This is a genomic window from Streptomyces sp. NPDC003247 (genome assembly GCF_042888135.1).
Lineage (GTDB): Bacteria > Actinomycetota > Actinomycetes > Streptomycetales > Streptomycetaceae > Streptomyces.
Window position 1 is genome coordinate 545,681 of the sequence record NZ_JBIAPF010000004.1, and the last position, 16,612, is coordinate 562,292.

A 16,612-nucleotide genomic window follows, 5' to 3' on the forward strand; every position below is an offset into this window, starting at 1 on the left:
CAGCGGGCGGCGGGGGTGCCATGCCGGATGCCGGGTGTGGCTAGCCGGACGCGGCCGGGGCGGCGGGTTCCCGCGCGCGGACCGGCGGGCAGGAGGCGAGGGCGCGGCCGGGCGCTCCGGTCGGACGGGCCTCGATTCGTTCGGCGTCGGGGTGGCCCAGATCCCGGAGCGCGGTGGGCCCCCACCGCCGGGCGACTGGTGGCGGGCAGCGGCAAGGGACGCCGGGGGTGGCGTGCCGGACGCGGCCGGGGCGGCGGGTGAGTGCGCGGACCCGTCGGCGTTCAGCAGGCGCCGGCGTGGCCGGGCGCTCCGGTCGGGCGAGCCTCGACCCGTTCGGCGTCGGGGTGGCCCAGATCCCGGAGCGCGGTGGGCCCCCACCGCCGGGCGACTGGTCGCGGGCACCGGCCGCGGACGCCGGGCGGCGGACGCCGGGGCGGCGGACGCCGGGGTGGCGTGCCGGACGCGGCCGGGGCGGCGGGGTCCCGCGCGCGGATCCGCCGTTCAGCAGGCGCCGGCGTGGCCGGGTGCTTCGGTCAGGCGGGTCTCGATCCGTTCGGCGTCGGGGTGGGCGAGGGACTTGAGCAGGGCGAGGGCCTCCTTCCAGGCGGCGTGGGCGCCGTCCCGGTCGCCCATGGCCTGGTGGGTGTCGCCGAGGCGGCCGAGGATGTCGGCCTCGGTGTAGGGCACGCCGAGGTCGCGCAGGAGGGCGAGGGCGTTGCGGTAGCCGAGCAGGGCGTGCGGGTGGCGGCCGAGGTGGTGGTGGGCGTAGGCGATGCTGTCCCAGGTGACGGCCTGCCCGTAGCGGTCGCCGAGCTCCTGGAGCATGGTCAGGGCTTCCGAGCAGTGGGTGAGGGCCCGCTCGTGCTCGCCGAGCAGGGCGTGGTACCAGCCGACGGAGTTCAGGACGGCGGCCTGCGCGGCCCGGTCGCCGAGGGCGCGGAACAGGCCGAGGGCGAGCTGGTTGTGGCGCAGGGCGCCGGGGAGGTCGCCGCGCTGCTCGCTCTCCCAGCCGAGGCTGCGGTGGGTCTGGGCGCGGCCGGTGTCGTCGCCCAGCGCGGTGAAGAGCTCCAGGGCGCGCTCCAGGCGCGGGACGGAGTCCTCGTGCAGTCCGAGGCGGCCCTCGATACGGCCCAGCGCGCGCAGTCCGCGGGCCAGGAGGCCGGGGTCGTCGAGGCGCCGGGCGGCGTCGAGGGCGGTGCGCTGGACGGCGAGTCCGTCGTGCCAGTGGCCGCGCCGGTCGAAGAACGGCTCCAGCGACCAGGCCAGGTGGCAGGCGAGCCGTTCGTCTCCGCGGGCGGCGGCCGTCTCGACGACGGCGAGGAGCACCGTGTGCTCCGCGGTGAGCCAGGCCAGGGCCCGGTCGACGTCGGCGAGCGGCTCGGGGTGGACGCCGTCCGGGGCGGGCGGCGGGGGCGGCGGGTCGGAGTGGGGGGCGAGCAGCCGGTCCGCGGCGTGGGCGGTGTGCAGGTAGTGGTGGTGGAGCCGGTGGAGGGCCGCGTGCCGTTCGTCCTCGGTGTGCCGCTCGTCGAGGAGTTCGGCGGCGTGGGCGCGCAGCAGGTCGTGGAAGGCGTGGCGGCCGGGGCTGTGCTCGGTGACGAGGTGCAGGGCGGTCAGCTCGGCCAGCAGGGGCCGGGTCCGGCGCACCGTCAGGCCGACCAGCGCGGCGGCCGCCGGGAGGGTGAAGTCGGGGCCGGGGTGCAGGGCGAGCAGCCGGAACAGGCGGGCGGCCTGCTCCGACACCTCCCGTGAGGACCAGGAGAACACCGTGCTCACGTCGGCGGAGGCGTCGGAGCGGGCGAAGGCGTCGAGGCTGCCGTGGGCCTCGCGCAGTTCGGCGGCGATGGCGGCGAGCGGGAAGTGGGGGTGGGCGGCGGCGCGGGCGGCGACACAGGCGAGGGCGAGGGGCAGCCCGGCGCACAGGGCGCCGATCTCGTCGGCGGCGCGCGGCTCGGCCTCGACCCGGCCCGCGCCGAGGCGGCGGACGAGGAGGGCCCGTGCCTGGTGGGGGCCGAACGGCCGCAGCGTGAGGGCGTGGGCGCCTGCGGCGGACACCAGGGAGGACAGTCCGTCGCGGCTGGTGACGAGGGCGAGGCAGCCGGGCGAGCCGGGCAGCAGCGGTCGGACGTGGTCGCTGTCGCGGGCGTTGTCCAGGACGACGAGGACCCGCCGTCCGGCCAGCGTGCTGCGGTAGAGCGCGGCCTGCGCGTCCAGGCCGTGGGGCACGCGTTCCGGCGGCACGCCGAGGGCGTCCAGGAACCCGCGGACGGCCTCCCCCGGCTCCACGGCCGCGCCGGACGGGTCGAAGCCGCGCAGATTCACGTAGAGCTGTCCGTCGGGGAAGCGGTGGGCGACCCGGTGGGCGCAGTGGACGGCGAGGGTGGTCTTGCCGACGCCCGCCATGCCGCCGATGGCGCTGATCACGACGGTGTCCGGGCCGCGCCCGTCCAGGCCCGGCAGGGTGAGCAGTTCGTCCAGTTCGGCGTCGCGCCCGGTGAAGGCCGGGATGTCGTGCGGAAGCTGTGCCGGGGCGGGGAAGGAGGCGGACGGCGCGACGGGGGCGGCCGCCCCGGCGGCCGGGGCGGACGGCGGCACCGTCCCCCGGTCCTCCCATGGCACGGTCTCCCACGGCTCCCGGAGCACCGTCTCCCACTCCTCCCGCGACACCGTCTCCCGGTCCTCCTCCCGCGGCACCGTCCCCCACTCCTCCCGCAGCACCGTCTCCCGTGCCTCCCGCAGCTCCGGCCCCGGGTCGATCCCCAGGTCGTCGGCCAGCCGCCGCCGTACGGCGTCGTAGGCGTCCAGCGCCTCGGGGCGGCGGCCGGCGGCCGCGAGGGTGAGGATCAGGCCGGCCTGCAAGGGTTCGTCCAGCGGATGGTCGGCGGCGGCGAGGCGCAGCCCGGGCAGGACCGCGTCCGGCGTGCCCGCGCGCAGGGCGGCGCCGGCCGCCTCGCGCAGGGCCGCGAGCCGCTCCCGCTCGGCCGCGCCGAACGCCGGGTGGGCGCGGGCGTGCGCGGGGATCCCGGCGGCGACCGGGCCGTGCCACAGCGCGAGCGCCTCGGTGAGCAGGTCCAGTGCCCGCGCGGGCGACTCCCGCACGCTGTGCCGTCCGGCCTCCCGCAGCGCGCGGAAGGCCAGCAGGTCGAGCGAGTCACCGTCCGTCACCAGGCGGTACCCGCCCGCGTCCCGCAGCAGCCACCGGCCCTCGGCGCGGGGGGCGAGCGAAGGTTCCAGCAGCCGGCGCAGCGTGCCGACGTGCCGCCGGACCACGTTGACCGCGCTGCGCGGCGGGTCGGCCCCCCACAGCACGTCGACGATCTCGTCGACGGCGACCGGTTGTCCCGCCCTGACCAGCAGCAACGCCAAGAAGGAACGTTCCTGCGGACCTCCGGGCTCCAGCTCGGTGCTCCCCCGCCACACCCGCACGGGCCCCAGGACCGCGAACCGCACCGGCTCCGGGCGCGCGTCGTCCGCCCGTAGGTTCCGTTCGTGCCTCACGCGACGGGACTGTACGTCAGGGAGATCACCGGCAGTCACCCAGGGGGACGAGGATCAGGGGGCACGGGGGATCAGGGGTCACGGGGAGCCGAGCGGGTGCGGAGCGCGTGCGGAGCGCATGCGGAGCGCATGCGGAGCGCATGCGGAGCGGCGCGGGAACCGCGGCACGGACCGCGGCGGGCTCATCCCTCTTCCGCGCGCTTCAGGGCGTCCACGAGCGCCCGGTGGATCTCGTCGGGCAGCCAGCGGCAGTGGGCCCCCTGGACCACGTACTCCGCGACCTCCCGCAGCTTGGTGTTGGTGTGCTGGGAGATCTCCTTGAGCACCTCCCAGCCCTGCTCGGGGCGGAGGCGGCCGACGGCGACGACCACGCCGATCGCCTGGTCGACGACGGCGTGGGAGACCACGGCGTGCCTCAGCCGGCCGATCTCCTCCTCGAGGACACCGATCCGCTCGTTGAGCTCCTCCTCCGTGGTCATGGCGGGCCGTCTCTCCTCCGCGTCCGTGGAACCGTGCGGGCGATCAGGGCGATCACCGTGCCATTCCGTCCCATCCTGCCCCCGCCGGCACCGCCGCGCCGCACCTGGAACGAACGGCATCACCGGGCCGGTACGGAAAACGAATGCGGTCCCCGATGCCGGGCAGTCGAGGAGGGCGGACGGCCGGCGCCCCGTGCCCCCGCCGCGGGCGGCTCGGCCGCCGGGCCGCACGCCCCGCGCGGCGCGGGGCACCACGGACACCGGACGGGGCCGAGATGAGCACACTCTTCTTCGACAGCGACGACCTGGGCCTGACCGAGGACTTCCTCAGCCGGGCCTACGCGCGCATGCACATCGGCAGCAACGCCCCGGGGGCCGGGCGGGCGCGGATCACCCGGGCCGCCGCCCCGTCGGTGACCGTGGACGAGCTCGACCTGGACTTCGAGATGAGCTACTCGGTCACGCCCCTGGGGCGGATCTGCCTGTGCCTCGTCCACGACGGGACCATCCGGGACCACGTCGTCGGCGGCGGCGCGGAAGACGCCTTCGGCCCGGGTGACGTGGTGTCGTTCGCGCCGCCGGAGCTGCCGTACTCGGGCCGTGTCTGCAACGCCCGCTACAACATCACGATGCTGGATCCCGGCCTGCTCGCGCAGGTCGCCGCCGGCGCGCCCGGACACCGGGCCGGACCGGTGCGGCTGACCGGCCACCGGCCGCACTCCCCGGCCGCGGCCCGGCACCTCAGCCGCTCCATCGGCTACCTGCGCGACCACGTCCTGTCCGACCCCGACCTCGCCGGCCAGCCGCTGATCACCTCGACGGCCGCGCAGCACCTGGCGGCGGGGGTCCTGGCCGCCTTCCCCAACACGGCGCTCACCGACCCCACCCCGGCCGACCGCACCGACGCGCACCCCGCCACCCTGCGCCGCGCGCTCGCCCACATGGAGGACCACGCCGACGAGCCCCTCACCGTCGCCGACATCGCCGCGGCCGCCCATGTCACCGTACGGGCCCTTCAGTACGCCTTCCGCCGCCATCTGGACACCACTCCCCTGGCCCATCTGCGCCGGGTGCGCCTGGCCCACGCCCACGCCGAGCTGCTGGCGGCGGACCCGGCGGACGGCACCACGGTCACCGCCGTCGCGGCCCGCTGGGGCTTCTACCATCCGGGCCGCTTCGCCACCCTGTACCGCGCCGCGTACGGACGTCCGCCGCGCCGGACCCTCGCCACCGGATAGCGAGCGGCCCCCCGCGGGCCGGCACGAGCCCGCAGGGGGCCGGGACGAGTACGCAGGGGGCCGGGACGAGTACGCAGGGGGCGAGACGAGCCCGCGGGGGCCGGGACGAGCCCGCGGGGGGGCCGGGTCCGCGCCGGCCACCCGCTCACTCCAGGCGGCGCTGGTCCTCCTCGCTCCACGCCCGGGTGTCGCGCGGCGGTACGTACGGCTCCTCGTCCTCCGGCAGCCCGCCCGCCACGGCACGCTGGCGGGCCATCTCCGCGTCGAACTCCAGACCGAGCAGGATCGCGATGTTGGTGATCCACAGCCACACCAGGAAGACGATCACACCGGCGAGCGTGCCGTAGGTCTTGTTGTACGAGGCGAAGTTCGCCGCGTAGAACGCGAAGCCGGCGGAGGCGATCATCCAGATCAGCAGCGCCAGCACGCTGCCCGGGGTGATCCAGCGGAAGCCGCGCCCCTTCACGTTCGGCGCGGCCCAGTACAGGAGCGCGATCATCATCGTGACGAGGACGACGAGCACCGGCCACTTCGCGATCGACCACACCGTCAGCGCGGTGTCCCCGATGCCGAGCGCCTCGCCGGCCCGGCGGGCCAGGCCGCCGGTGAACACCACGATCAGGGCGCTGATCACCGCCAGGACGAGCAGCACCACCGTGACGCCGACCCGCACCGGCAGCACCTTCCACACGGGGCGGCCCTCCGGCATGTCGTACACGGCGTTGGCGCTGCGGATGAACGCGGCGACGTAGCCGGAGGCCGACCACACCGCCAGGACGATGCCGACGACCGCCATGATCGAGCCGACGCCGCCGCGGCCCTGGAGCTGCTGCACCGCGTCGCTGATGATGTCGCGTGCCGAGCCCGGGGCCAGTTTCCGCACGTTCTCCATGACCTGGTCCGTGGCGGATCGGCCGGCGACGCCCAGCAGGGACACCAGCACGAGCAGCGCCGGGAACAGCGACAGCACTCCGTAGTACGTCAGGGCGGCCGCGCGGTCGGTGAGCTCGTCGTCCTGGAACTCGCGTACCGTGCCCTTCAGCACCGCGAGCCAGGAACGTCCCGGCAACTGGGTGGGCTCGTCGGGTGCCCGTCGCTCCACCTGCTCGTCCGGGCCCGGTGCCGGTCGGGATTTCGAAGTCCGTGCCATGGGACCGGAGTAACCCGCACGGCCCGTCGCATGCGTCGGCCGGGCCGCGGAACCGTGGATCCCCCGCGTCCGCCGAGAGCGCCTCCGACGAGTTCCCGTCCTCGGCGGCGCAGGTCGGGGCGGGTTCGGGGTATCCGCATTCCGGAGACGGCAACGAAGACAGCCATGGAGACGGCCACGGAGCGGGAGGGAGCGGGAATGGTCAGGCGATCCGGCTGCCGGTGTTCCCGGCGTCGTCGTGTATCAGTGTCGCCGCCGCGTCGCAGAAGGCCTCCAGCCCCTCCAGCAGCGCGACCCGCCGGGCGGCGGGCATCACCGCCAGCACCGCCCGCAACTGCTGCTCCCGGCGCACGCGCAGATCCGCGAGGAAGGCCCGCCCCCGGCCGCTGAGACGCAGCCGCACCTCGCGCCGGTCGGCCGGGCTCACCGCGCGTTCGACGAACCCGGAGGCCTGCAACCGGTCGCAGAGCCGGCTGGTCGACGGCGGGGTGGAGGCGAGCGAGTCGGCGAGGGTGCGCAGATTGATGCCCTCGTGGTGTTCGAGGATCAGCAGCACGCGCAGCTGGGACGCGGAGGCGGGGGCGGTCGAGGCCCTGCCCCACAGGACCTCCAGCAGCTCCGCGGCCGTCGCGGTGACCCGTGCGACCTCTTCGGGCTCCGGGCGATGGCGGAAGGCAGTCACGGTCCACACTCTCGCAGGCACTGGGTCGACCGCCAGCGTACTAGGGACCGCGTCGGCGGACCCCGTCGACGAATCCCGCCGTACGCCCGGAGGGGGTACGAGGGCACGGCGGGCGCGACGGCCGCACCGAGGGCCCCGTGCGCGCACGGGGCCGCAGAGGATTCGACGAAAGGTTGATGTAGTGACCACCGTGAACGCACTGGTGACCGCCGAGCGCGCGCTGCGGGCGGCCGCACCCCACGAGGTGCTCGACGCGGTCCGCGGCGTACTGCTCCGCCAGTACGCGGCGGACTCCGTCGAGCTGTACCTCGCCGACTACGGCCTGACCGTGCTGCAACCGGTGTCCGAGCTGCCGCACACGGCGGAGCCGGTGTCGGTGCACGACGGCCCGGCCGGCCGGGCGTTCGGCGCGCAGGAGCCGTTCGTGGAATCCGTCGGGGACGGGCGGGTGCGGGTGCACCTGCCGGTCTCCGTGCGCGGCGACCGGCTCGGCGTGCTGACCGTGACCCTGCCGGAGCCGGCCGGCGACGTGCCGGCCGAACTCGCGGAGATCGCCCGGGCGCTCGGGCACGAGCTGGTCGTGGCCGACCGGGACACCGACCTCTATGTCCAGGCGAGACGCAAGGACCGGCTCACCCTGGCGGCCGAGATGCAGTGGCACCTGCTCCCGGGCCGGTCGTGCAGCCGCCCCGAGTTCGATCTGGGCGCGCAACTGGAGCCCGCCTACGCGGTCTTCGGCGACAACTACGACTGGTCGGTGACGGCCGACCGCCTGATGCTGTACGTCACCAACGGCATGGGCGAGGGCACGGAGGCGTCCCTGCTGACCGGCCTGGCCATCACCGCGCTGCGCAACGCCCGGCGGGCCGGGCTGTCCCTGGCCGACCAGGCGGCGCTCGCCGACCAGGCCGTGCACGCCCACTACCGGGGCCGCAGCTACCTGTCCGTCCTCATGCTCGACCTCGACCTCACGACGGGACGCGCCCGGGTGGTGGACGCCGGCTCCCCGCGGATGCTGAGGCTGCGCGACGGCCGGGTGGAACGGATCCCCCTCGACGCCCAGTTGCCGCTCGGCATGTTCGAGGAGACCGACTACGTGGAGCAGGAGGTGCACGCCGAGCCCGGTGACCGCCTCGTCTTCGTCAGCGACGGCGTGCACGCGGTCGCCTCCCCCGGCGGAGAGACGTACGGCGACGCCCCCCTCGCCCGGGCGATCCAGGCCACCCGCCTGCTGCCCGCGGCCGAGGTACCGCACGCCGTCCTGCGCGAACTGACCCGCCACCGCGGCGAACGCACCCCGGAGGACGACGCCCTGGTGGTCTGCCTGGACTGGCGGGGGCGCTGATCCGGGGGAGCGGCGGGGGGCGGTGGGCCCGTGGGGCGCGTCGGCTGGCGGCGGACGCCGTGCGCGGCGGACTCGGGCCGGGAGGCGCGCGGCTGTTCGGGCGGCGTGTCCTGGGCGGCTGTGCGCCGGGGCGTGAGCCGCCGCCCGCCGTTCGCGCGCCCCCGTTGCCGCTTGTCACCGCCCCGTTCCGCGCACTACTGTCACCACGCCTTGGTGAACGGGAAATCCGGTGTGATGCCGGTGCGGCCCTCGCCACTGTGATCGGGAAGTCCGGCTCCGGCCCTCGCGGGCAGCCACTGGGTCCTCGGACCCGGGAAGGCGGAGCACGGGCGGTGGTACCCGTCAGCCAGGAGACCGGCCAAGGCGCGTCAACCATCCACGAGGTGCTGGAGAGGGTCTGCTGAGCCATGCACATAGCCGAGGGTTTCCTTCCTCCGGCGCACGCGGTCGCCTGGGGCGTCGCGTCGGCGCCGTTCGTCGTCCACGGAGTCCGCGCCCTGAGCCGTGAGGTGCGCGAGCACCCGGAGAGCACGCTCCTCCTCGGCGCCTCCGGCGCCTTCACGTTCGTCCTGTCCGCTCTCAAGCTGCCCTCGGTGACCGGCAGTTGCTCGCATCCCACCGGGACCGGCCTGGGCGCGATCCTCTTCCGGCCGCCGGTCATGACGGTGCTGGGCACCATCACCCTGCTCTTCCAGGCGCTGCTGCTCGCGCACGGCGGGCTGACCACGCTCGGCGCCAACGCCTTCTCGATGGCGATCGCCGGGCCCTGGGCCGGTTACGGCACGTACCGGCTGCTGCGGCGGTTCGGCGTGCCGCTGATGGTCACGGTGTTCTCCGGCGCGTTCGTCGCCGACCTGTCGACGTACTGCGTCACCAGCGTGCAGCTGGCGCTGGCGTTCCCCGACCCGGGCAGCGGGTTCCTGGGCGCGCTCGGCACGTTCGGCTCCGTCTTCGCCGTCACGCAGATCCCGCTCGCGGTGAGCGAGGGCCTGCTCACCGTCCTCGTGATGCGCCTTCTGGTGCAGTCCAGCAAGGGCGAACTGACCCGGCTCGGCGTGCTCGTCACCGGGCGGCGGACGGCGCAGCCGACCGGGACGGAGGCGGTGGCCCGGTGAGCCGCAACACGAGGATCAACGCCCTGCTGCTGCTCGTGGTGGTCGCCCTCGCGGTGCTGCCGCTGGCCCTGGGCCTGGGCGACGGCAAGAAGGAGCCGTTCGCGGGCTCCGACGCCGAGGCGGAGACGGCGATCACCGAGATCGAACCGGACTACGAACCGTGGTTCTCCCCGCTGTACGAGCCGCCGTCCGGTGAGATCGAGTCGGCGCTGTTCGCCGTCCAGGCCGCCCTGGGCGCGGGCGTCCTCGCCTACTACTTCGGCCTGCGCCGGGGCCGGCGGCAGGGCGAACAGCGGGCGAGGGCCCTGGCGGACGCCCCGGGGGCCGCGCACCGGACGGTCCCGGACGACGGCGCGGACGGCTCGGGGCGTGCGGAGGCGACCGCGCCCGCGGACGGCGCCCCCGGTGGCGCCGGAGAGTCCGCGCGCGGACGGGCCTGACCCTCGTGCTGCCGATCGACGCGGCGGCGCACAGCAGCCGCTGGCGCCGCCGCCACCCCGTGGACAAGGCCGTACTCGGACTCGGGCTGACCCTGCTCGCGATCTCCCTGCCGCCCTGGCCGGGCGCGGCCCTGGTGCTGGTGACGGCGCTCGCCCTGCTGCTGGGCCCGGCGGGGGTGCCGGCCCGCCGGCTGTGGCGCGCCTACCGGGTGCCGCTGGGCTTCTGCGTCACCGGTGCCCTGCCCCTGCTGGTGCGGGTGGGCGGGCCCGGCGCCTTCGTGGGCCTGGCCGACGGCGGGCCCGCGCGGGCCGGGGAGCTGATGCTGCGCACCTCGGCAGCCTCCCTCGGCGTGCTGCTGTTCGCGTTCACCACCCCGGTGTCCGACCTGCTGCCGCGGCTGGTGCGGGCCGGCGTGCCCGCGCCGGTCGTGGACGTCGCCCTGGTCACGTACCGCATGAGTTTCCTGCTGCTGGACTCCGTGCGGCGGATCCGGGAGGCCCAGGCGGCCCGGCTCGGGCACACCTCGCGGGCCGCCGAGTGGCGCTCCCTGGCGGGGCTCGGCGCCACCGCCTTCGTGCGGGCCTTCGACCGGGCGGCGCGGCTCCAGACCGGGCTCGCCGGACGCGGCTACGACGGCACCCTGCGCGTCCTGGTGCCCGAGGCCCGCGTCTCCGTCCGCTTCACGGCCGCGAGCTGCGCGCTCCTCGCAGCGGTGGCCGCCCTCACCCTCGTCCTGGAAGGGCCCCTGTCATGAGCGAGCCGGTGGCCCTGCGGGGCGTCTCCTTTGCGTACGAGGACGGCCCGGCCGTGCTCGACGGCCTCGACTTCGCGGTCCGCGAGGGCCGCGCGCTCGCCCTGCTCGGCCGCAACGGCAGCGGCAAGACGACCCTGATGCGGCTGCTCAGCGGCGGACTGCGGCCGCGCGCCGGGACGGTGACGGTCGACGGGCGGCCGGTGGTGTACGACCGCAAGGGGCTGACCGGGCTGCGGACGACCGTCCAACTGGTGGTGCAGGACCCGGACGACCAGCTGTTCGCCGCGTCCGTCGCGCAGGACGTGTCGTTCGGGCCGCTGAACCTCGGTCTGCCCGACGCCGAGGTACGGGCCCGGGTGGCGGAGGCGCTCGCCGCCCTGGACATCACCGCCCTCGCCGACCGGCCCACCCATCTGCTCTCCTACGGGCAGCGCAAGCGGACCGCGATCGCGGGCGCCGTCGCGATGCGGCCGCGTGTGCTCGTCCTCGACGAGCCGACCGCCGGACTCGACCCGGACGGCCAGGAGCGCCTCCTGGCCACGCTCGACGCCCTGCGCGCCGCCGGCACCACGGTCGTGATGGCCACCCACGACGTCGACCTGGCCCTGCGCTGGGCCGACGACGCGGCCCTCCTCACCCCCTCCGGCGTCCACACCGGACCCGCCGCCCCGACCCTGGCCCGCGCCGACCTGCTCGGCGCGGCGGGGCTGCGGCTGCCCTGGGGCGTCGCCGCGGCCCGACTGCTGCGGGCGCAGGGCGCGTTGGCCGAGGGCGAGGCCGGCCCGCGCAGCCCGGAGGAGCTGGCCGCCCTGGCGGCGGCCGTCGCGTCCCCCCTGCCGGCCGACGGCTGAGGCGGGCCCGTCCGCCGGGGTGTCGACACGCCGCCCGGTGGAACCCGGTGGGTCGGAAGGACACCCCGCCGACGCCCGGGAGGCCGTGTGCACCGCGATCCCGACGCCCTCCACCGCCGCGTCCACCAGGAGGTGACGGAGCGGGCGGACGCCCTCTGGGGCGTCGCGTCGGCACTGCACGCCGACCCGGAGTACGCCTTCGCCGAGCGGCGGGCCTGCGCGCTGCTGACGGGTGAGCTGCGCCGGGCCGGGTTCGAGGTGCGGCAGGACGTGGCGGGGCTGCCGACCGCGTTCACCGCGCGCCACGGCCGGGGGCGGCCCGCGGTGGCACTGCTGCTGGAGTACGACGCCCTGCCCGGCCTCGGGCACGCGTGCGGGCACAACCTGATCGCCGCCGCCGGCCTGGGCGCGGCGATCGCCGCCCGCGCCGTGCTGGGGCCGGACGCCGGGTCGGTGCTGGCGGTGGGCAGCCCGGCCGAGGAGGGCGGCGGGGGCAAGGTGGTGGAGGTGGAGGCGGGCGTCTTCGACGACGTCGACGCCGCGCTCATGTTCCACCCCGGGGTGTACGACTGGGTCCGGGCGCCGCTGACCGCCCAGGAGCAGTACCGGGTCGGCTTCCACGGCCGCGCCGCCCACCCGACGGGCAACCCCACGGAGGGCGTCGACGCGCTCGCGGCCCTGGTCGAGCTGTTCAACGTGCTGGCCGCGCTCGGCCGGCGGCTGCCCGAGGCCTCGCACGTCCAGGGCATCGTCACGCACGGCGGTACGGCCACCAACATCGTGCCCGAGTACGCCGAGGGGCTGTTCGGGCTGCGCGCCGCCACGACGGAGGCCCTGGACGACCTCGCCGGGCGGGTGCGGTCCGCCGCCGAGGGCGTGGCGCTCGCCACCGGCACCACGTGCGCCGTCGAGCGTGCCACCGTGCGCTACGAGCACTTCCGCGACAGCGGGGCGCTGTCGGGGCGGTTCGCCGCGCACCTGCGCCGGGCCGGCATCACCGTGACGCCGCCCGTGCCGGGGGTGTACCTCGGCTCGTCGGACATCGGGAACGTCAGCGGGCGGGTGCCGGCCATCCACCCCTTCGTCGCGATCATGGGCGAGGACGGCTCCGACCACACCCCCGAGTTCGCCGCCGCCGCGGCCTCCGACCGGGCCCGGCACGTCCTCCTGGCCGCCACGGAGGCCCTGGCCTGCACGGCGGTGGACGTCCTGTGCGACGCGGACCTACGGGCCGAGGCGTGGCGCGGGCACGACCACGGGACCACCACCGGCACCGCCCAGCACTGAGCGGGCACCGCCCGACACCGGCTCGTGCGGCCGGGCGCCGGGCGGCGCGCCGTGCAGGGACCCGGGCCGGCCCTGGACCCCGGCCCCGGACCTCTGGGCACTGGGGCGCCGGGTCGGGGGTCCGGGGCCCGTGGTCCGGGGCCCGTGGTCCGGGGCCGGAAGCCGGTGGGCCGGGGCCGGAAACCGGGGGGCCGGGGCCGGAAGCCGGAGGGCCGGGGCCGGAAACCGGAGGGCCAGGGCCGGAAACCGGAGGGCCAGGGCCGGAAACCGGAGGGCCAGGGCCGGAAACCGGAGGGCCAGGGCCGGAAACCGGAGGGCCAGGGCTCGGGGCGGGAAACGGGGGACCAGAAGCCGGGGGACCGGAGGCCGGGGACCCGGGCCGGAGGTCAGAAGCCCGCGATCGCCCGCACACCCGCCCGCGGTCCGCCGCCCCTCCCCCGGTACGCCGGCCCTCCCGGGGAACGTCCCGCTGGTCAGGGCCGTGTGCCCGTCTCCTGGTGGGCCGTCGTGCGGGTCAGGGAGACGGTGAACGGGTGGCGCGGGTGGGTCAGGACGCGGTGGGCGGGGCCCTGTTCGACCAGCTCGCCCGCGTCCAGGACGGCGACGTGGTCGGCCAGGCGGGCGGTGTCCAGGTCGTGGGTGACGAGGACGAGGGACAGGTCCTCGCGCTCGCGCAGCAGACCGGCGAGGACGTCGAGGATGCCGCGCCGGGTGACGGTGTCGAGCCCGGAGGTGATCTCGTCGCAGATCAGGACGCGGGGCCGGGCGAGCAGGGCCCGGGCGAGGGCCGCGCGCTGGAGTTCGCCGCCGGAGAGCCGGGCCGGCCAGCGGTGGGGCAGGTCGGGCGGAAGGCCGAGACGGGTCAGGGTGGTCAGGGCCTCCTCCCGGGCGGCCGCCGGGTCCGTGCCGCGCAGGCGTACCGCGGTGCGGGCGACCTGGTCCAGGACGGGCCGGTGTTCGTCGAAGGCGGCGCGCACGTCCTGGAACACGTACTGCACGGCGGCGAGCTGGGCGCGGGTGCGGTGGCGCAGGCTGCGCGGCAGCGGGGTGCCGTCGAGGAGGATCTCGCCGTCGTGGTCGCGGTGGAGCCCGGCCAGGCAGCGGGCCAGGGTGGTCTTGCCGCTGCCCGAGCGGCCGACGACGGCCAGCGAGGTGCCGGGGTGGAGGGTGAGTTCCGGGGCGCGCAGTGCCACGGCGCCGTGGTGGCGTGCGGTGAGGTCGCGCACCCGCAGGGCGGGCGGCCGGCCGGTGTCCGGGGCGGGCCGGGCGCCGGCGGGCGGGCGCCGGGCGTCGAGGAGCTCCCGGGTCCAGGCGTGGCGGGGGGCGAGCCACAGCCGCTCGGACGGGCCCGACTCCACGACCCGGCCCGCCCGCAGGACGAGGACGTCGTCGGCGAGGGCGCGGACCACGTCGAGGTCGTGGCTGAGCAGGACGACCGCGATGCCGCGGGCGGCGAGAGCCGCCAGCTGGTCGACGACGCGGCTCTTGGTCAGGGCGTCCTGGCCGGTGGTGGGTTCGTCGGCGACGATGACGCGCGCCCCCAACAGGAGAGCCTGGGCCAGGACGAGGCGCTGCTGCTGACCGCCGGAGAGCTGGTGCGGGTACCGCCGCACCAGCGCCTCCCCGTCGGGGAGCTGGGCGTCGGCGAGGGCGCGCAGGACGAGCGCGCGGGCCGCCGGGCGGCGCTGCCCGCGCGGCAGGTGGCGTACCCGGAGGCGGGCCAGGTCGTCGAGGAGCGCGCCGGCGCGGCGGGCGGGGTTGAGGACGGCCGCGGGGTGCTGGGGCACGTGGCCGACCGGGCCGTCGCGGGTCAGGCGTACCTCCCCGGTGACGTGCGCGCCGGGCGGGAACTCCCCCAGCAGCGCCAGGCCCGTGGTGGTCTTGCCGCTGCCGGAGGCGCCGACCAGGGCGGTCACCCTGCCGGGCAGCACCCGCAGGCGCACGCCGTCGACGAGCGCGCGGCCGTCGACCTCCACCCGCAGGTCGCGGAGTTCGGCGAGCGGGTGGTCGGTGCGGAGGCTCACGGGCGGGCTCCCCCCTTCTTCGGTGTCCTCTCCGACGCGGCGTCGAAGAGCAGGTTGGTGCCGGTCGTCAGCGCGACGATCAGCAGGGCGGGCACCACCACGGCCCAGGGCTGCACCCACAGGCCGGTGCGGTTGCGGTCGACCATGACCGCCCAGTCGGCGGCGTCCGGTGCGACGCCGACCCCGAGGAACGCCGCCGTGGACACCAGGTACAGCACACCGGTCAGCCGGATGCCGGCGTCGGCGGCGAGGGTGCGCAGGCCGGCGCGGGCGACGTAGCCGACGCCGATCCGCCAGACGCTCTCGCCCTGCATGCGCAGCGCCTCGACCGCCGGGCGCGCGGCCGCCTCACCGGCCGCCGCCCGTACGATGCGGGCCGCGTCGGGCACGTTGACCAGCGCGACGAGCAGCGCGAGCCCGGCCGCTCCGGGTTCGAACGCGGACGCCACGAGGAGGATCAGCAGCAGCGACGGTACGGCGAGCAGCACGTCCAGCGGCCGCATCAGCAGTTCCTCCAGCCGGGGTGCGCGGGTGAGGGCGCCGGCGAGGCCGACCGGAACGGCGGCCAGGTAGGCGAGGGCGGTCGCGGCGAGCGCGGTGACGACGACGGTGCGTCCGCCGAGCAGCACCTGGTGCAGGACGTCACGGCCCACGAAGTCGGTGCCGAGCCGGTGCCCGTCGGCGAGGACGAAGGACGCGGCGCGCGGCCCGGGGTCGCCGACGAGCAGCGGCCCGAGGAGCGCCAGACCGAGGGGCACGCAGACGAGGGCGAGGCCCGGCAGGAAGCGGCGCCGGATCACGCGGCCACCGCCGCTCGGGGCGTCAGCCGGTGCGCGACCAGGTCCGCCCCGAGGTTCAGGACGACGGTCAGCACGCCGAACACCACCGCGAGGCCCTGCACGACGGGCACGTCGCGTTCGGCGACGGCGTCGAGCAGGACGGTGCCCAGTCCCGGGATCACGAAGAGGGCCTCCACGACGATGACACCGCACAGCAGCCAGTCCACGGTGCGGGCGAGCTGCTGGACGGCCGGGGCGAGGGCGTTGGGCAGGGCGTGGGCGTAGCGGACGCGGGCGCCGGGGACGCCGTAGCGGTGGGCGTGCGCCGCGTACGGCGAGGCCAGGGCGTCGACCATGCCGGCGCGGACCAGACGGCTCAGTGAGCAGACCGGCCGGGCCAGCAGGACGAGGACGGGCAGGACGAGCGCGGCGGGGTGGCCGAGCAGGTCGGTGCCGTAGCCGACGGCGGTCGGCGGCAGCCAGGCCAGCTTCAGGGCGAGGACCGTCACCAGCAGCACGCCGAGGGCGAACTCGGGGACGGCGTACACGGCGAGCGTCACGGAGCTGATCAGGCGGTCCACGAGCCGGCCCTCGTGGCGGGCGGCGAGGACGCCCAGCCCGAGGCCGGCCGGGATCAGCAGGGCGAGGGTGAGCACGGCCAGCAGCAGGGTCGGGCCGAAGCCGTCGGCGAGGTACCCGCTCACCGGGCGGCCGGACGTCAGGGAGGTGCCGAGGTCGCCGTGGGCCAGGCCGGCCGCCCAGTCGGCGAGCCGCTCGTGGGCCGGGCGGTCCAGGTGCATCGCCTCACGGATCGCCGCGACGCGCGCGGGGTCGGGCTGGTCGCCGGCGAGGGCGACGGCGGCGTCGCCCGGCAGCGCCTCGGTGAGCGCGAAGACCAGGAGCACCACGGCGACGGTCTGGACGGCGCCGAGGAGGAGCCGCCGGGCGGCGAAGGAGCGCGGGCCGCTCACG

14 protein-coding genes and 1 riboswitch are annotated in these 16,612 nt (G+C 76.5%); of the genes, 7 read left to right on the plus strand and 7 right to left on the minus strand.

Features of this window, described 5'->3' with window-relative positions:
* Positions 1 to 501: 501 nt before the first annotated feature.
* Both ACFYWQ_RS16050 and ACFYWQ_RS16055 read right to left on the minus strand, forming a co-directional pair.
* The gene (locus tag ACFYWQ_RS16050) at positions 502 to 3,495 is read right to left on the minus strand and encodes a BTAD domain-containing putative transcriptional regulator (RefSeq protein WP_389516816.1); all 2,994 of its coding nucleotides are present in this window, start codon (positions 3,493 to 3,495) and stop codon (positions 502 to 504) included.
* 182 nt (positions 3,496 to 3,677) lie between these two features.
* Positions 3,678 to 3,974: an ANTAR domain-containing protein gene (locus ACFYWQ_RS16055; protein WP_389516818.1), complete on the minus strand. Its 297-nt coding sequence runs from the start codon at positions 3,972 to 3,974 to the stop codon at positions 3,678 to 3,680.
* Positions 3,975 to 4,249: 275 nt separating this feature from the next.
* Between ACFYWQ_RS16055 and ACFYWQ_RS16060 the strand changes: the two genes are divergently transcribed.
* Positions 4,250 to 5,212, plus strand: a complete 963-nt coding sequence (locus tag ACFYWQ_RS16060; protein WP_389516820.1) for a helix-turn-helix domain-containing protein — start codon at positions 4,250 to 4,252, stop codon at positions 5,210 to 5,212.
* A gap of 145 nt (positions 5,213 to 5,357) precedes the next feature.
* Here ACFYWQ_RS16060 and ACFYWQ_RS16065 read toward each other — a convergent pair whose 3' ends face one another.
* Positions 5,358 to 6,362, minus strand: coding sequence for a YihY/virulence factor BrkB family protein (locus ACFYWQ_RS16065; RefSeq protein WP_389516822.1), 1,005 nt, complete (start codon positions 6,360 to 6,362; stop codon positions 5,358 to 5,360).
* Positions 6,363 to 6,564: 202 nt separating this feature from the next.
* A complete protein-coding gene (locus tag ACFYWQ_RS16070; RefSeq protein ID WP_389516824.1) occupies positions 6,565 to 7,053 on the minus strand; it encodes a MarR family transcriptional regulator in 489 nt (162 codons plus the stop codon).
* Between the two features lie 193 nt (positions 7,054 to 7,246).
* On the opposite strand from ACFYWQ_RS16070, the gene ACFYWQ_RS16075 reads away from it, so the two are divergent.
* From ACFYWQ_RS16075 to ACFYWQ_RS16100, 6 genes are all read left to right on the plus strand, one after another.
* Positions 7,247 to 8,389 carry a PP2C family protein-serine/threonine phosphatase gene (locus tag ACFYWQ_RS16075; protein ID WP_389517432.1) on the plus strand — a complete coding sequence of 381 codons (1,143 nt, stop codon included), beginning with the start codon at positions 7,247 to 7,249 and terminating at the stop codon, positions 8,387 to 8,389.
* A 194-nt stretch (positions 8,390 to 8,583) separates the two neighbouring features.
* Positions 8,584 to 8,767, plus strand: a riboswitch (cobalamin riboswitch).
* A gap of 29 nt (positions 8,768 to 8,796) precedes the next feature.
* A complete protein-coding gene (locus tag ACFYWQ_RS16080; protein WP_389516826.1) occupies positions 8,797 to 9,504 on the plus strand; it encodes an energy-coupling factor ABC transporter permease in 708 nt (235 codons plus the stop codon).
* Positions 9,501 to 9,944, plus strand: a complete 444-nt coding sequence (locus ACFYWQ_RS16085) for an energy-coupling factor ABC transporter substrate-binding protein (RefSeq protein WP_389516828.1) — start codon at positions 9,501 to 9,503, stop codon at positions 9,942 to 9,944. The genes ACFYWQ_RS16080 and ACFYWQ_RS16085 overlap by 4 nt, the downstream gene beginning before the upstream one ends.
* A 5-nt stretch (positions 9,945 to 9,949) precedes the next feature.
* On the plus strand, positions 9,950 to 10,699 hold the full coding sequence (gene cbiQ / locus ACFYWQ_RS16090) for a cobalt ECF transporter T component CbiQ (RefSeq protein ID WP_389516830.1): 750 nt from the start codon (positions 9,950 to 9,952) through the stop codon (positions 10,697 to 10,699).
* Positions 10,696 to 11,550, plus strand: a complete 855-nt coding sequence (locus ACFYWQ_RS16095) for an energy-coupling factor ABC transporter ATP-binding protein (RefSeq protein ID WP_389516832.1) — start codon at positions 10,696 to 10,698, stop codon at positions 11,548 to 11,550. The genes cbiQ and ACFYWQ_RS16095 overlap by 4 nt, the downstream gene beginning before the upstream one ends.
* An 87-nt stretch (positions 11,551 to 11,637) precedes the next feature.
* Positions 11,638 to 12,837 carry an amidohydrolase gene (locus ACFYWQ_RS16100; RefSeq protein ID WP_389516834.1) on the plus strand — a complete coding sequence of 400 codons (1,200 nt, stop codon included), beginning with the start codon at positions 11,638 to 11,640 and terminating at the stop codon, positions 12,835 to 12,837.
* Between the two features lie 473 nt (positions 12,838 to 13,310).
* On the opposite strand, the gene ACFYWQ_RS16105 is transcribed toward ACFYWQ_RS16100, so the two are convergent.
* From ACFYWQ_RS16105 to ACFYWQ_RS16115, 3 genes are read right to left on the minus strand one after another with little or no spacing between them, the layout of a single operon-like run.
* The gene (locus tag ACFYWQ_RS16105) at positions 13,311 to 14,861 is read right to left on the minus strand and encodes an ABC transporter ATP-binding protein (protein WP_389516836.1); all 1,551 of its coding nucleotides are present in this window, start codon (positions 14,859 to 14,861) and stop codon (positions 13,311 to 13,313) included.
* Positions 14,858 to 15,661, minus strand: coding sequence for an ABC transporter permease subunit (locus ACFYWQ_RS16110; RefSeq protein ID WP_389516838.1), 804 nt, complete (start codon positions 15,659 to 15,661; stop codon positions 14,858 to 14,860). Before ACFYWQ_RS16110 ends, ACFYWQ_RS16105 begins: the two co-directional genes overlap by 4 nt.
* On the minus strand, positions 15,658 to 16,611 hold the full coding sequence (locus ACFYWQ_RS16115) for an ABC transporter permease (protein WP_389517434.1): 954 nt from the start codon (positions 16,609 to 16,611) through the stop codon (positions 15,658 to 15,660). The genes ACFYWQ_RS16110 and ACFYWQ_RS16115 overlap by 4 nt, the downstream gene beginning before the upstream one ends.
* Position 16,612 lies beyond the last annotated feature (1 nt).